Source organism: Jeotgalibacillus terrae, assembly GCF_016908195.1.
Lineage (GTDB): Bacteria > Bacillota > Bacilli > Bacillales > Jeotgalibacillaceae > Jeotgalibacillus > Jeotgalibacillus terrae.
Window position 1 is genome coordinate 1 of the sequence record NZ_JAFBDK010000035.1, and the last position, 14,013, is coordinate 14,013.

The window sequence follows — 14,013 nt, forward strand, 5'->3', positions numbered from 1 at the left end:
AGCTTGATTGAACACGTTGGTTACATATTTGATTTCCTTCATTTTGTCACGGAAGGCTAGACAACAGAAGGTGTGGTTCGTTTGACGCTTACGAACAACCCCCGCTTTTCAATGAACCTTTAACTCTATTCTGTGAACAGCAGCCGCTCATCTACGAATCCCCTCCCCTATAAATTCTTTACACCTTCACCAAATAGGCATAAAATTTATATATTGTTCTAAATTCGACCGAAAAGAGGAAAATCAAAATGAAAAAAACAATTCTATCAACCGCCGCCTTAATGGCTGCGATCACGCTTGCTGCCTGCAGCGCTGAAGAAAACGAGGACACAGACCAACGAAGCTCCGACGAAGAACCTTTTACAATTGGTGTCATCCCTGCCCAGACTGAGGGCGAAATGGAAGGCGCGATGAATAAGCTTCAGGACGTGCTGACTGATGCGCTTGGAAGGGAAACTGAGATTGATGTTTATCCTGATTATAACGGCGTCGTTGAAGCGATGAACTTTGATCAGATTGATATGGCATACCTCGGGCCGCTTACATATGTAATCGCTCAGGAACGAAGCGATGCGAAAGCGATTATTACACAGCTTGTGGGTGGTGAACCGTTTTATCATTCGTATATTATTACTCATCAGGATCAGCCGTTTGAATCGATTGAAGACCTGCTGAGTGATCCGTCAGAAATTGATTTTGCTTTTGGCGATCCTAACTCAACATCCGGCTCATTGATCCCGTCAATAGAATTGCAGGAGCGCGGCGTGTATGAATCAGAAGACAGCTATGAGTTCGGCACTGTCAGATTTACCGGCTCACATGATGCAACTGCACTCGCTGTACAAAATGGCCAGGTTGATGCAGGTGCGATTGACAGTGCAATCTATAATCAGCTGATTGAATCCGGAAAAATCGATGACAGCCAGTTGAAAGTAATCTGGACATCAGAGCCTCTATTCCAATATCCATGGGCTGTGACTGCAGATACAGATGAAGAAACAATTGCTGCACTGAAACAAGCATTCTTAGCAATTGAAGATCCTGAAATCCTTGATGCGTTCGGTGCGTCAGGCTTTACCGAAGCAACACCGGAAGACTATGACAGTATATTGAATGCTGCTGAAAAACAAGGTATTTTAGATGCTGAATAGGACTGACTGCTGTGTGGTTTAAGAAAAAGCACATTGCGCTCGCTGTGATTCTGACTGCTTTTGTTTTTCTCAGTATGCGTGTAACTGAGTTTGATCTTTCTAAGTTTCGTGATTTTGGCAATATGATTGAATTTCTAAGACAATGGTTTCCGATGGATACCACGAAGCTTCCGCTGATGCTTGAAGATGCCGGAGAAACGCTCGCGATGGCGTTTCTCGGCAGCTTTCTGGCACTTTTTATTGCACTTCCAATCAGCTTTTTAGCTGCAAAAAACACTGCCCCTAAAGGGTTTTTCTATTTACTGAGAACGTCTCTGAGCTTTGTTCGCTCCGTTCCCGAGATTGTGATTGGACTGATCTTACTGACGATGCTAGGGCTCGGACCGTTCCCCGCAGTGATTGCCATTATGATTCACAATATCGGCGTTCTTGGAAAACTGATTTCAGAACTGGTTGAAGCAGCTGACCCCGGTCCGCAGGAAGCCATGCGCGCAGTAGGAGCCGGTCGCTGGACTGCCCATCTGTTTGGCATTCTGCCTCAGATCTGGCCAAATGTCCTGTCACACTTTTTCTATCGTTTTGAAGTCGCGATCCGCACGTCGCTCGTACTCGGATTCATTGGAGGCGGCGGGATCGGACAACGCTTGTTCAATGACTTTAAAACCTTTCAATACAGTGCCGTTGCGCTTGATGTACTGATTATTATGCTGATGGTCATTATGATTGATTTTCTGACCAGTTATATCAGAAACCGCGTGATTTAAGGAGGGTATGTGATGATTGAATGTAAAAATGTTTCTGTAACTTATCCAAAATCACATACCAAAGCGCTGGATACAGTCAATCTGGCGTTTAAAAAAGGTGAATTTGTCTGCGTGCTTGGTAAAAGCGGTGCGGGAAAGTCTACATTTATCCGCTGTCTGAACGGATTACAGACGCCGACTGAGGGCGATATCAGATTTGAAGGACGTAAGCTGACTACACTTAAAGAGGCTGAACTACGGGAGATCCGCCGTCACACAGGCATGATCTTTCAGCATTTCAATCTGATTCCCCGTCTGACAGTCATCCAGAATGTGCTCACAGGTCTATTTGGCAGCCGCTCTTCTTTTAAAAGTCTGACAGGCCTTTTTACAAAAGAGGAAAAAGAGGCTGCCTCCGCCGCAATTGCAAGCGTCGGATTAACAGACTTTGAAAACCGCCGGGTCGAGCAGCTCTCAGGCGGTCAAAAACAGCGTGTGGGCATTGCACGGGCACTTGTACAGAAGCCGGTTGTCCTGCTTGGGGACGAACCCGTTGCCTCACTGGACCCCGGAACAGCAAATCAGATTTTTACACTTTTACGTACGATGCATGATGACCTTGGCCTGCTGACAATCATCAACGTTCATGACCTTCAGCTTGCCAAAAAGTATGCTGACCGCGTGATTGCACTACGGGAAGGCGAAGTCATTTTTGACGGTTTGCCTGAAGAGTTTGGGGATAATGAATATAAGAAAACATATGGTGATGAATGAGAATCAGCCGGAAGCGATTGTGCGCTTCCGGCTGATTTTGTTATCGAAGGAGTGTTGTAGTGTAAAAGTCTCTAATGGTTGAAGTTTTGGTGTTGAACGTCGAAGGTGGGCAGGCAACCGTTGAAGTTCATATGTTTTACACCGAACAAACACCATGCATCTTAACTAATCATTTCAATTTTCAACTCCTCATTATATAGTAGAGGGCGTTCTCTGGATCGTATAAGTTCTTTGACGGGCACGGTACCATTGATAGCATATGAGTATAATCAACGTGACATCTATCACGTCACCGCCGTAGTACATCAGCATCGCACCGTTTTCTCCAGCCGTCCGGCTAACCCCTTCCGGCGGATCTGCGTAAATCATTTTTGACAGGATTTTATGTCCTGCAAGTGCAAGGACCAGAACTGCTGCACGATGATAAAATGAATAGCGGAGGGCAGTGAAGTCCACTTCCAATATGACATGTGTAAACAAATATCCTGCTAAAAATACATGCAGGTGAACAAGAATATATAGTACGAGAGATGAATGCATCTGGTGAAACAAACCGGTCATATAAAGCAGGAACAAACCGCCAATATTCAAACAGGCTCCCGTTAAAGGCACATGCAAAAAGCTGATGTACCTGCTTCTTTTCATCCCTCTGGACAGCTGTCTGGCTCTTAAAACAGGAAGTGATTTTAACATTAATGTAAGCGGATTTGATAACACCAGCAAGAGTGGTGACAGCATACCAAGCAGCAAGTGGACAACCATGTGGACTGTGAAATCACCATGTGCCTCGTTTGCAAGCGGACCTGCAAGACTGATAACAGCTGTTAAGACCCCTGCAATAAATAGTCCAAAACGATAGAGAGGCCAGTTCGACTGCTTTTCATAAGCAAGATAATAAGCTGTTAAGACAATCACGCCAATGACCATAACGGCGATTTCAAATCCGGCTCCTGGAAAAGACGCATCATGGACATACTCCATTCAGTCTGCCTCCCTCACAAATGACGTTTTCTTTAACATGATGCCTCCTGCAATTAACAGTAAAATCGCGAATATATTCCATGCAAGATCATACGGCAGTATGTCAATGCCATAGCGGATTTGATGAATCTGCAATAATTTATGACTGACAACCCCATCAAATAATTGAAATCCACCAGCACCAAGACATACACTGCCAATCCATTTTGGCCAGTGAACATGTACTTTTCTTCTGAGATCTGCAAATAAAAATAATCCGAACACTGCTGCAAAGAAACCGAATGATGTCAATAATCCATCTGTAAGAATACCAAGTCCGGTTGTCTCACGGTCATAAAAATGATGCCACTGGAGCAACTGGTGGAAAATCACTTCATCAATGATCACCATGAGACCAATTCCAAATAATACGCCTGACCAAAAATGCTGCCTCATCTTTCTCACCTCTTTTTCATCATTGCTTTTCAAGTACCCTATTACATTTTGTCAAAACTGCATTTCTCATTATCTTCCATACCAAAAACTTCAGCCTATCGGATGATTGGTTTTCACAGGTGAAATATGGTTCAGTAGTACAAGAAGGAGTGATTCAAATGACTGAAGAAAATCGTTTTCAACGGGATATAAAAGATCATTGGAGAGTTTCTTATAATCAAAATGGATACCCTCACGTCCAGCAGGGATGGATTCTCCCTCCTGAGCGGATGAAGGAGTTTGATCCGTTTATTTTAATGGCAGATGACTGGTTTAAGCGCGGCACGTTTTCTGATCACCCGCACAGAGGGTTTCAGACGATTACGTATGTAGTGGATGGACGCCTTGAGCATATTGATAACCACGGCGGCCATTCCGTTCTTGATGCAGGTGACGTTCAATATATGAATGCCGGCTGGGCTGCCCGTCACGGCGAAGAAGCGGTAGATGACGACCTGATTCACACGTTCCAGCTATGGCTCAACCTGCCTCATGAGTTGCGCACCACTACAACTTCTTATCAGAATGTGTACATTGAAGATGCACCTGTAGCTGAAGTGGACGGCGGCAGTGTTCGCGTGTATTCAGGGGAAGTAGCCGGTGTGAAGGGACCGATGGAAAGTCTTGTTCCGATTACGATGACAGAGATCCGACTGAAAGAAGGCGCTGAATATAAACACGTCATTCCGGAAAATCATAATGGATTTTTCTATGTGACAGCCGGAGAAATAGAAGCAGGAGAGTCGGCTGTTCCGCTTTCAAAAACGGATGTAGGTCTGCTCACGTATAAAGAAGATGGCACGGATGCAGAAAGTGAACTGACGATCCGTGCAAAAACACGCGCACGCCTGCTGCTTTATTCAGGTGTTCCGATCAAAGAAGAATATGTAGCCCACGGACCATTCGTGATGAGCAATATGGATGAAATCCGTGATGCGATGCGTGATTTTCAGGCTGGAAAGTTTGGCAAGCCGGCAGTAAAATAGAACTCAAACTTGGCGCCCTCATCATGGAGGGTGCTTTCTTTTAGTAGAGGAAATTGATACGTTATAGGAAAGACACTTTCTGAGAAAGGGTAACCTATGGATATTGCAATATTTATTCTCATTATTTTATTCGCTTCCATCCTGCAGACAAGCACCGGATTCGGATTTTCAATTATGGCTACTCCGTTTCTTCTGTTGCTATTTAATCCGGTTGAAGCAATTCAGATTAACTTAATTTTATCTATCGTCATTTCATTTGCCATGATCAGAACCATACATAAAGATATTGACCACCAATTACTAAAACGGCTTTCCCTTGGCAGCATCATTGGACTTCCTATCGGCATACTCATCCTGCTTTTTGTAAATGTAGACACTCTTAAAATAGGTATCGGGTTGCTTATACTCGTTCTTACTTTATTATTAATCATTCGTTTTCGCGTCAATAGGACACCTGAAAAAGATATAACAGCCGGAAGTATATCAGGAGCACTCACAAGCAGTATTGGAATGCCGGGACCGCCACTTTTACTCTATCTGTCCGGCACTGAGACTCATAAAGCCAGGCTCAGAAGCACAACACTCGCTTTTTATCTGTTGATCTATACCGTCAGTCTGGTATTGCAAATCGCCACGATCGGCACATCAATCGGTACGTGGACGCTTAGTCTGTATGGACTGCCGCTTGTATTTGCAGGGCTGTGGGCCGGTCAGAAATTGTATCATAAAATCAACCAGCAGCAATTTCGCCTGATCACTTATATCATCTTAATTCTGACAGGCCTTTATCTATTGTTAGAATCTGCTTAACGGCTCACCAGATTAGCTGAGCCGTTTTGGGGTCTATTATTAAGTCGCTGCGCCACCGCTCGCACCCTGATTCCTTTTTTCAATCGCATTCACACCCATAATCACTGCAATCAGTTCATCCGCTTCAAACACGTCTGTGTGATTCGTCAACTCATAGGCAGATGATTGAAAAAAGCCGCTTACTTTGCGGAACGTAGCCACTTCTTCCTTCGCGCTGTTAAAAACCGTATACTCTTTCGAAAATGCCGGAGACTCAATCTCGAACTCCTGTCCATTCTTAAAATAGCGATACTTTTTTGTAAAAAAAGAAATTGCATATTTAACAAAACCAAGCTCTTCTTCTGCTCTTTTGATGCTCCATTTGTTCGAGAAGAAACTAAACCCGGCTTCAATCACTGTTTCTCCATAGATATCTTCAATATTAATCCCCGATGTAAAAGCACTCTTATGATCGATCGCACCGATTTTTTCCTTATTTCCATTAAAAATATCTGTCTTGCCTGCTGAAAAGAATTGGTCTGAAAAGTACATTCTGTTTTCCATTTTTCTCACCCCTTTAACTTTTATACGGAGGGAAGTGGAAAATGTTTCATTTCGGATCGGGTGTAGCTGATGCTAGAAAAACGTGGAAAGGTGATCGAATAAATGCGATTGCTGATCGAAAAAACAAAAAGCTGATAGATAAATTCCGTCCCAGCACGCTAGAAACCGAATCCCGCTGATTGATGAGCTAATTCATTCAAAAGGTCATAGATAAAACCGAAAAGGTGATTGATATCCCGCTCCCCCCGTAACATACAAAAAACCTCCAGCAACAGCTGAAGGTTCACTCCTGATTAAAAAGCACATAGACGAGCGGCCCTGCAAACATAAACACCAGCAGTACATAAATGCCTACAACACCAAACATGTCTTCTACATTCCCATTGGCAATGCCGAGCACGAAATACAGAGCGAATGTGACAAACGTCCAGGTCTAGGCTTTCCGCCACCCCGCCTTCTGATCAGGTTTTTGCCATTTGGCGAATAGATAAGTCACCAGCCCCGCAGGTATAGCAGTTAACAGGAACTCAAGGTTCAGATACCGGCGATATTCCGCTTCCGGAAGCGCCCAAACATCCTGTGTTCCAAACGGCAGTGTCACCAGAAATTCCATAAACATCACTGCAGCAAAAACCAAAACACCGAAGAGGACATCCTTTATGACGGCTTTCATCGCCAGCATCTCCTTTCAAATAAGGTTCTACTTATCTATACCCCTTTTTAAAAAGAAAGCTGCCAGATATTATTGTGATTCCTTATACATTTTCATCGGGTTTTTCATACCCTCTTCCAAGTCCATCTTTTTCATTTGAAGAGCGCGCTCTTCCCGAGGCTTTCTCAGATCAGCATAGATGTCACCTGATTTCTCAAGTCCAGCCTCGCCTGCTTCCTCCACTGATGCACAGTAATAAATATCAGTCATTCCTGCAAAAGCCATGGTCGTAAAACACATTGGACACGGCTCTCCACTCGCATACATCGTATAGCCTGAAAGATCGTGAGACTGAATTTCCTCCTGAAGACGCCTGATCGCAAGCATCTCAGCATGACCGCTCACATCATAATGCAGATGAAGCTCATTCACCCCTTCCCCTACGATCTCATCTCCCTTTGTAATCACTGCTCCAAAAGGCTGTCCGCCTTCACGCACATTATCCGCTGCAAGTTGTACTGCCCGTTTCATAAATGCATTCATCCATTCCGCCTCCTCATATCCATTTCAAACTAAGTATAGATGAAGGACATCTAATTTCAGAATAAAACGCTTACAAAAATGTGCAATGTCATAATTGTGTCACTTGCTCTGAAGAAGCATGGCTTGGTACACTTAACAGAACGTTTTAGAAGGAAGGTGTCACGCATGCTCCAAGCCTTGATTATTTTTATTGCACAGCTGATTTTTGTTCCCGTACTGACCCTTCGTACAATTATGATGGTGAAAGGAATGAAAGGTAAAGCCTCTGCTCTTGGTACGCTTGAAGGCTTTATTTATGTCATTGCTCTCGGCCTCGTTTTTAGTGATCTATCAAACTATCTGAACATGGTTGCCTATGCACTTGGTTTTGGTCTTGGTGTCTATCTCGGCCAGATTCTTGAGCAGCGCCTCGCCATTGGTTTTGTATCTATAGAAGTAAATATCATGCAGAAAAACGAAGAGTTGATTCAGAACCTTCGCAACGAAGGTTTCAGTGTATCAACTTCTGAAGTGGAAGGGATGAACGAAGCGCGCCGCTACAGACTCGACTGTACAGCACGCCGTGACCGCGAACGCGAATTTATTAATATCGTCAGCACCCACGAGCCCAATGCGTTTATCGTCTCTTATGAACCGCGTAACTTTAAAGGCGGCTATATTACAAAAGCAATGAAGCGGAACCGCAAGCGCGGTCTGCAGAAAAAAGAAGCATTAAAAGATTCTTAAAACCGGTTCGGGGCGTTTGCCCGACCGGTTTTCTATTGCTTAAAGCTTCCGTTCAAACACCACCATATCAAGCGCACGAATTCCATGCTCGTAGATTGGCGGCTCGTAACCTGCAAAAAAATCTTTCTTAATCGACACCATCCGAAAGCCCGCTTTTTGATAAAAAGCCAGGTTTTCAATGCTTGAGTTTGCAGTGCCGACAATCATGCTTTTAAAACCTTTCTCCTTATAAAGAACAATCACTTTTTCTATGACAGCTCTTCCTGTACCCTTACCCCGACGATTTTCCGCGAGCGCGATATTCTTTAATTCTATTTGTTCCTCACTCACTGGCGTCATCAGCATCACACCTGACATTTCCTCTTCAATATAGATCAGGAATAAGTCTCCGCTTTCTATGTATGTAAGTACTGCTTCTTTACTGTCGTCCGCTAAAAGCAGCCAATCAATATAGTCAATACGCTTTTTATCTAATACACGTTCTAACCTCATACCTGTTGCCTCCTGACAAAAAATAAACCCCCTGATCCTAAGACCAGGGGGTTCCTCAAAATTTGCGGCGCCGGACCACGCTCCACAACGTGATAACATCCGAACGTCTTATGCAAACGAGCTCATCGCAACGTTTACTTTACGTGATCTGCGGAATTCTGTCAATCTATTTTTCCCTCTTCACGCAGCACTTCCTCGAACAAATCAACTACCGTTGCATCATATAAAATGCCCTTATTTTCCTTAATCTCTTCAAGTGCACTCTCAGCTGTCCAAGCTTTACGGTAAACCCTGTCTTCTGTCAGCGCATCAAAAGTATCACTCACCGCAATAATTTTCGCTTCAATCAGGATCTCATCACCCTTCAAGCCATCAGGATAACCCGAGCCATTCAGACGTTCATGATGCTGATGAATAATCGGTGCAAGGTCTTTGTAATAGGTTTGCGCAACCATCTCAGCGCCGTCGGCCGGATGCTGCTTGATGATTTCATATTCTTCTTCAGTCAGCTTTTCAGGCTTGTTGAGGATTTCTTCAGGCACATTGATCTTTCCGATATCGTGAAGGAAAGCTGCGTGCGTTAATTTATTCAAATGCGAAGTATTCATTTTCATTTTTCTGGCAATACCAACCGAATATTCAGCTACACGTTGACTATGTTTGGCAGTATAACGATCTTTTCCCTCAACCTTCTTCGCTACATTTTTTAACGATGCGAGTTTTTCACTAATGTGATGAAATGATTCTTCGTTAGAAAACACCAATAATTTTACATCTTCCAATGTTTTAAAGTGCACAGGTTCATCCAAACCTTGCGAACATATATAATCACCAGGATTGAGGTCAATTTTTTCATCATGATAATCTTCGCATCTGATCTTACCTGATAAAACATAATAAAACTCTAAAACATTTGTATGGCTTCCCGGGTAAATATAAAACATTCTATTTTTCTTAATTTCCTGATGCATAATTTCCATGTTTGAAGCATTAACTAGTAAATTTATCTTGGTAAATTCATAATCAGCCTTGTCAAGAGACTGACCAGCCTTTTTAATATTAAATCCCCTCATTTCATTGCCTGACCTCCTTCTTTTCAAAATAAAACGAGCTCCGGAGAACTCGTTTTATGTTCTTTAAAGAATCAAACTTACTTTGGGCCAATACCGACAACCTGAATCGGATCAATCCACTCTCTCGTGTCACCAAAGCGTACATGCACCCAGCTGCACTCCGCTAATAATCCATTTGCTGCAGCGTCCTGAATGCCCTGTTCTGTCAGTTCAAGTGCAATGTCATAGACTTCCTGGATCACTTTATCACGCTCTGCTTCATAATCGGCAGTTAATACAAAATAGTATTCAATGTTCTCAAAAGATTTCTGTGCTTCTGCGGCCTTCTCTAAAAGAACAGCCTGTCCATTCGCTTCAGCTTTACCCGCATTCGCTGTAAAATGTGCAGCCTCTTCTTTTAATTGGTCAGCCTTCAACAGTAATGATGCTTCTTCTGCTTTAATTTCTTCTACTTTATCAGAAAATGCTGCATTCAGTGCTTCATCACTCTGATCCGATGACTCAAGCGCAATCAATATCGCAGTTTTTTCCTGCTTCAGCTTCAGTACCTCTGAAGCTTCTTCTATATCAGTGATCTGATTAAAATAAGTATCTCTTAATGCGTCAGTTTCAGTTACGCCCTGTTCAATTTCATCATAAATCTCATCATTTTTTTGATCTACTTTTTCTACTGCCTCAGCCAGAGAAGAATCTCCTGAAGCAAAAGCGGGTGTTGCCAAACTTAACAGCAAAATTAATGAAAACATTGTAGTTGTCAGCCTTTTCATTACATGATCTCTCCTGTCCTATTATTCGCAAAGCACCTACTCTAATCTTTTTTCGAAATAATATCTTCCCCGATATTACCTCTTTTTTATCCCCCTTTTATTATACATGTGCTTTATTCAGAACGCTATTATTTTTAAAATATTCCGAACTTTTTTGTATGTTTATACAGACTATATACATAAAAATGAAAAAACTTCCTTTTTTACAAGGAAGTTCTTTGTCGAATACTTATTATAATTCAGATGCATATTTTTTTAACTTTACACTCATTTCTTCGATTTCATCAATGAATGAAGAGATTTCTTCAGTTGCAGAAGCCTGTTCGCGGCCAATACTTACCACGTTTTCAACCATTGCCTGAATTTCCTGAATCGAGCCCTGCATTTTTTTCAATGTGGAGCTCACCTGTTCAGTTGAAGTGAGTGTATCATTAGATAGTTTACGAATTTCCTTTGCCACAATATTAAAACCACGGCCATGTTCTCCGGCTCTTGCTGCTTCAATAGATGCATTTAACCCGAGAATATTGGTCTGACTCGCAATTTTTTTAATCATATTGATCACTTCATCTGTATTTTTCATCGCGTCAGTGGCTGATGTTGTCTGTTCAAGTAATGAAGAAGTATGAGAGGCTAGACTTTCAGAACCGTCGTGGATAGAAGTGATACGTTCATTTGCATGATTGATCGAGTTAAAAATCTGATCCGAAATCTCCTGAAGCGCTTTTTCATTCTGCTCCTGGATCTGAATCGCAATCGCCCCAACAACATATCCATTTTCTATAATAGGTGCTGCAAGGCCTGTGAATGAAACACCAAAAAACTCTTCCGGTACTTCCTGCTTAATATCTTTGCGTTCCCTGATACATTCAGCAAGCGGCTCCTGAGGGTCAATGGCACGTCCAGCTCTCGCACCAATATTAATTTTTCTTCCCGGATAATATGTCAGCCATTTCTCAGTATTCACTATACCGATGCCGATATCCGGAAGCATGGCATGAATCGTTGGTACAACCTGTAAAAACGCTTCCAATTTGTTTGTTGTCTGTTCAGTACGATTAATAGTTTGCATATGATGTACCCCTTTTTAACGATCTATTTATTTCTTCCCCATACTTTAGAATTATAAACTAAAGACCTATTTTTTGCAGTAGTGAATATGTTGCGAAATGTTTACACCCTCACCGAAAGGGAAAATTCATAGAAAATATTGTTAAAAGGAGTCTTACACTGATGAATATACCTGAATGGACAATGCATGATGGACATAAAATTCCGGCTACAGGGCTTGGCACTTATACCTTAAAAGGAGAACAGGGTGTTGAATCCATGACAGCTGCGATAAAAAACGGCTACCGTCTTCTTGATTCAGCCATTCGTTATGATAATGAAGGTACGCTAGGTGAAGCTGTAAAAAGAGCCGGCATCGCAAGGGATGAGCTGTTCCTGACTTCAAAACTGCGCGCACAATATTATGATTACGACCGCGCACTTGAAATGATACAGGAGTCGTTATACCGTGCAAACCTCGGCTATTGGGACCTTTTTCTGCTACACTGGCCAAATCCTAAGCAGGACCAGTACGTTGAAGCATGGAAAGCCTTAATCACGGCGCAGGAAAAAGGCTGGGTCAGATCGATCGGTGTATGCAATTTCATGCCTGAACATCTCGAACGACTTGAAAAAGAAACTGGTGTAAAACCGGTCATTAACCAGATTGAAATGCATCCATACTTCTCACAGGAAGAGCAGCGTGCTTATAACGAAAAGCATGAGATCATCACTCAGGCATGGAGCCCGCTTGAAAGAGCAGGCAACGTCTTAAATGATGAAATCCTTCAAAGCATTGCGAACTATCATAACAAATCTGTCGGACAAGTGATTCTCAGATGGATCTTCCAACTGAATACAATCTCACTGCCAAGATCCTCAAATGCTCACAGGCAGCGTGAAAACATGGACATTTTCGACTTCGAACTATCAGATGAGGAAATCAGAAAAATTAACGGACTGACACGTGAAGACGGACGAATCGCGGATCAGGACCCTCGTGAATACGAAGAATTTTAACAGTGGTCAGGTCATCGGGATAACCCGATAACCTGATTTTTTAATTGAAAATTTTTCTATTTGAGGTTAGACCCCGAGTTGAAAAGGGTATGGTAAAGGTGGCAGTAAAATTACATATTAAAGGAGTGGAGAAAATGAATCAGGATCAATTTGATAAGGTCAAGAACGGAAAAGGTTTTATCGCAGCACTCGACCAAAGCGGCGGCAGTACACCTAAAGCGCTGAAAGCTTATGGCGTCGAAGAAAGTGCTTATTCAAATGAAGATGAAATGTTCGATATGGTCCATGAAATGCGTACAAGAATCATCACTTCTCCTGCTTTTACGTCTGAAAAAATACTTGGTGCGATCCTGTTTGAACAGACAATGGATCGTGATATTGAAGGCAAACATACGGGTGACTATCTCTGGGAAGAAAAAGGGGTTGTACCGTTTTTAAAAGTGGATAAAGGACTTGCTGATGAAAAAGACGGCGTTCAACTGATGAAGCCGATCAATGATCTGGATGAAACACTCCGCCGTGCAAACGAGAGACACATCTTCGGAACAAAAATGCGATCAGTCATTAATGAACCGAACGAAAGCGGCATTAAGCAGGTGATCGAACAGCAATTTGACATTGGCAAACAGATCATTGCTGCAGGACTCGTTCCGATTATTGAACCGGAAGTGAATATCCACAGCGAAAAGAAAGAACAATGTGAAGCAATCATGAAGGATGAAATCTTACATCAGCTGAATCAGCTGACTGAAGATCAACATGTCATGCTGAAGCTGTCTATCCCGACAAAAGCGAACTTCTTTAAAGAACTAGTTGATCATCCACGCGTTGTTCGCGTAGTAGCGCTATCAGGCGGATACTCACGTGATGAGGCGAATGAAAAGCTGAAGGAAAACGACGGACTGATTGCAAGCTTCTCACGCGCACTGGCATCTGATCTGCGTCACGGTCAGACACAGGAACAGTTCGATGCAGGACTGAAGGATGCGATTGACACGATTTATGATGCGTCTGTGAATAAGAAGTAATATGGCGGGACTGTCTGGAGCTGGTTGCAGCTTCGGGCAGTTTTTTTGTTTTGAGCGGTTGATGGCGTATAGGTCTTTTTGGATGATTCTAAGAAGCAAAGACATTTTTCGTAAGCGTCAAACGAACCACACCTTCTGTTGTCTAGCCTTCCGTGACAAAATGAAGGAAATCAAATATGTAACCAACGTGTTCAATCAAG

At 42.7% G+C, this 14,013-nt stretch carries 17 protein-coding genes; 8 read left to right on the top strand and 9 right to left on the bottom strand.

Translation table 11 applies throughout. The annotated features are described in order from the left end of the window. Positions 1-248 precede the first annotated feature (248 nt). Genes phnD through phnC form a run of 3 tightly spaced genes read left to right on the top strand, consistent with a single transcriptional unit; the run spans position 249 to position 2,668 of the window. A complete protein-coding gene (phnD, locus tag JOD21_RS18810) occupies positions 249-1,151 on the top strand; it encodes a phosphate/phosphite/phosphonate ABC transporter substrate-binding protein (protein ID WP_204731030.1) in 903 nt (300 codons plus the stop codon). Between the two features lie 11 nt (positions 1,152-1,162). Beyond that, complete coding sequence (phnE, locus tag JOD21_RS18815; protein WP_204731031.1) at positions 1,163-1,915, top strand: phosphonate ABC transporter, permease protein PhnE; 753 nt, start codon at positions 1,163-1,165, stop codon at positions 1,913-1,915. Between the two features lie 12 nt (positions 1,916-1,927). Next, positions 1,928-2,668, top strand: coding sequence for a phosphonate ABC transporter ATP-binding protein (gene phnC / locus JOD21_RS18820; RefSeq protein WP_204731032.1), 741 nt, complete (start codon positions 1,928-1,930; stop codon positions 2,666-2,668). A 192-nt stretch (positions 2,669-2,860) separates the two neighbouring features. Here phnC and JOD21_RS18825 read toward each other — a convergent pair whose 3' ends face one another. Both JOD21_RS18825 and JOD21_RS18830 read right to left on the bottom strand, forming a co-directional pair. Then, complete coding sequence (locus JOD21_RS18825; protein ID WP_204731033.1) at positions 2,861-3,649, bottom strand: cytochrome c oxidase assembly protein; 789 nt, start codon at positions 3,647-3,649, stop codon at positions 2,861-2,863. Further along, positions 3,650-4,084, bottom strand: coding sequence for a DUF2243 domain-containing protein (locus JOD21_RS18830; protein ID WP_204731034.1), 435 nt, complete (start codon positions 4,082-4,084; stop codon positions 3,650-3,652). It lies immediately after the preceding gene. A gap of 158 nt (positions 4,085-4,242) precedes the next feature. Here JOD21_RS18830 and JOD21_RS18835 point away from each other — a divergent pair, with 158 nt between their 5' ends. After that, complete coding sequence (locus JOD21_RS18835) at positions 4,243-5,109, top strand: pirin family protein (protein WP_204731035.1); 867 nt, start codon at positions 4,243-4,245, stop codon at positions 5,107-5,109. 96 nt (positions 5,110-5,205) lie between these two features. Continuing rightward, on the top strand, positions 5,206-5,919 hold the full coding sequence (locus tag JOD21_RS18840) for a sulfite exporter TauE/SafE family protein (RefSeq protein ID WP_204731036.1): 714 nt from the start codon (positions 5,206-5,208) through the stop codon (positions 5,917-5,919). A gap of 39 nt (positions 5,920-5,958) precedes the next feature. Here the strand turns inward: JOD21_RS18840 and JOD21_RS18845 are convergent, their stop codons facing one another. The 3 genes from JOD21_RS18845 to JOD21_RS18855 all read right to left on the bottom strand — a co-directional run bounded on the left by JOD21_RS18845 (position 5,959) and on the right by JOD21_RS18855 (position 7,657). Next, a complete protein-coding gene (locus JOD21_RS18845; RefSeq protein WP_204731037.1) occupies positions 5,959-6,462 on the bottom strand; it encodes an LURP-one-related/scramblase family protein in 504 nt (167 codons plus the stop codon). Between the two features lie 433 nt (positions 6,463-6,895). Next, the gene (locus JOD21_RS18850) at positions 6,896-7,135 is read right to left on the bottom strand and encodes a hypothetical protein (RefSeq protein WP_204731038.1); all 240 of its coding nucleotides are present in this window, start codon (positions 7,133-7,135) and stop codon (positions 6,896-6,898) included. Positions 7,136-7,204: 69 nt separating this feature from the next. Further along, the gene (locus JOD21_RS18855) at positions 7,205-7,657 is read right to left on the bottom strand and encodes a nucleoside deaminase (protein ID WP_204731039.1); all 453 of its coding nucleotides are present in this window, start codon (positions 7,655-7,657) and stop codon (positions 7,205-7,207) included. 165 nt (positions 7,658-7,822) lie between these two features. Between JOD21_RS18855 and JOD21_RS18860 the strand changes: the two genes are divergently transcribed. Further along, positions 7,823-8,383, top strand: coding sequence for a DUF2179 domain-containing protein (locus tag JOD21_RS18860; RefSeq protein ID WP_204731040.1), 561 nt, complete (start codon positions 7,823-7,825; stop codon positions 8,381-8,383). Positions 8,384-8,422: 39 nt separating this feature from the next. On the opposite strand, the gene JOD21_RS18865 is transcribed toward JOD21_RS18860, so the two are convergent. From JOD21_RS18865 to JOD21_RS18880, 4 genes are all read right to left on the bottom strand, one after another. Beyond that, positions 8,423-8,875 carry a GNAT family N-acetyltransferase gene (locus tag JOD21_RS18865; protein ID WP_204731041.1) on the bottom strand — a complete coding sequence of 151 codons (453 nt, stop codon included), beginning with the start codon at positions 8,873-8,875 and terminating at the stop codon, positions 8,423-8,425. A gap of 161 nt (positions 8,876-9,036) precedes the next feature. Continuing rightward, a complete protein-coding gene (locus JOD21_RS18870; protein ID WP_204731042.1) occupies positions 9,037-9,948 on the bottom strand; it encodes an HD domain-containing phosphohydrolase in 912 nt (303 codons plus the stop codon). A gap of 77 nt (positions 9,949-10,025) precedes the next feature. Further along, a complete protein-coding gene (locus JOD21_RS18875; protein ID WP_204731043.1) occupies positions 10,026-10,715 on the bottom strand; it encodes a hypothetical protein in 690 nt (229 codons plus the stop codon). Positions 10,716-10,947: 232 nt separating this feature from the next. Beyond that, positions 10,948-11,787, bottom strand: a complete 840-nt coding sequence (locus JOD21_RS18880; RefSeq protein WP_204731044.1) for a methyl-accepting chemotaxis protein — start codon at positions 11,785-11,787, stop codon at positions 10,948-10,950. 161 nt (positions 11,788-11,948) lie between these two features. Between JOD21_RS18880 and JOD21_RS18885 the strand changes: the two genes are divergently transcribed. Further along, on the top strand, positions 11,949-12,785 hold the full coding sequence (locus JOD21_RS18885; RefSeq protein WP_204731045.1) for an aldo/keto reductase: 837 nt from the start codon (positions 11,949-11,951) through the stop codon (positions 12,783-12,785). Positions 12,786-12,919: 134 nt separating this feature from the next. Next, positions 12,920-13,813 (top strand): fructose bisphosphate aldolase, encoded by an 894-nt coding sequence (locus tag JOD21_RS18890; protein WP_204731046.1) that lies wholly within the window; start codon positions 12,920-12,922, stop codon positions 13,811-13,813. Positions 13,814-14,013: the final 200 nt, after the last annotated feature.

What these genes read in the sequence shown, in the direction of transcription:
- phnD (WP_204731030.1), top strand. Translation starts at nt 249, where the DNA reads ATGAAAAAAACAATTCTATCAACCGCCGCCTTAATGGCTGCGATCACG.
- phnC (WP_204731032.1), top strand. Translation starts at nt 1,928, where the DNA reads ATGATTGAATGTAAAAATGTTTCTGTAACTTATCCAAAATCACATACC.
- JOD21_RS18825 (WP_204731033.1), bottom strand. Translation starts at nt 3,649, where the DNA reads ATGGAGTATGTCCATGATGCGTCTTTTCCAGGAGCCGGATTTGAAATC.
- JOD21_RS18830 (WP_204731034.1), bottom strand. Translation starts at nt 4,084, where the DNA reads ATGAGGCAGCATTTTTGGTCAGGCGTATTATTTGGAATTGGTCTCATG.
- JOD21_RS18835 (WP_204731035.1), top strand. Translation starts at nt 4,243, where the DNA reads ATGACTGAAGAAAATCGTTTTCAACGGGATATAAAAGATCATTGGAGA.
- JOD21_RS18840 (WP_204731036.1), top strand. Translation starts at nt 5,206, where the DNA reads ATGGATATTGCAATATTTATTCTCATTATTTTATTCGCTTCCATCCTG.
- JOD21_RS18845 (WP_204731037.1), bottom strand. Translation starts at nt 6,462, where the DNA reads ATGGAAAACAGAATGTACTTTTCAGACCAATTCTTTTCAGCAGGCAAG.
- JOD21_RS18850 (WP_204731038.1), bottom strand. Translation starts at nt 7,135, where the DNA reads ATGAAAGCCGTCATAAAGGATGTCCTCTTCGGTGTTTTGGTTTTTGCT.
- JOD21_RS18855 (WP_204731039.1), bottom strand. Translation starts at nt 7,657, where the DNA reads ATGAATGCATTTATGAAACGGGCAGTACAACTTGCAGCGGATAATGTG.
- JOD21_RS18860 (WP_204731040.1), top strand. Translation starts at nt 7,823, where the DNA reads ATGCTCCAAGCCTTGATTATTTTTATTGCACAGCTGATTTTTGTTCCC.
- JOD21_RS18865 (WP_204731041.1), bottom strand. Translation starts at nt 8,875, where the DNA reads ATGAGGTTAGAACGTGTATTAGATAAAAAGCGTATTGACTATATTGAT.
- JOD21_RS18870 (WP_204731042.1), bottom strand. Translation starts at nt 9,948, where the DNA reads ATGAGGGGATTTAATATTAAAAAGGCTGGTCAGTCTCTTGACAAGGCT.
- JOD21_RS18875 (WP_204731043.1), bottom strand. Translation starts at nt 10,715, where the DNA reads ATGAAAAGGCTGACAACTACAATGTTTTCATTAATTTTGCTGTTAAGT.
- JOD21_RS18880 (WP_204731044.1), bottom strand. Translation starts at nt 11,787, where the DNA reads ATGCAAACTATTAATCGTACTGAACAGACAACAAACAAATTGGAAGCG.
- JOD21_RS18885 (WP_204731045.1), top strand. Translation starts at nt 11,949, where the DNA reads ATGAATATACCTGAATGGACAATGCATGATGGACATAAAATTCCGGCT.
- JOD21_RS18890 (WP_204731046.1), top strand. Translation starts at nt 12,920, where the DNA reads ATGAATCAGGATCAATTTGATAAGGTCAAGAACGGAAAAGGTTTTATC.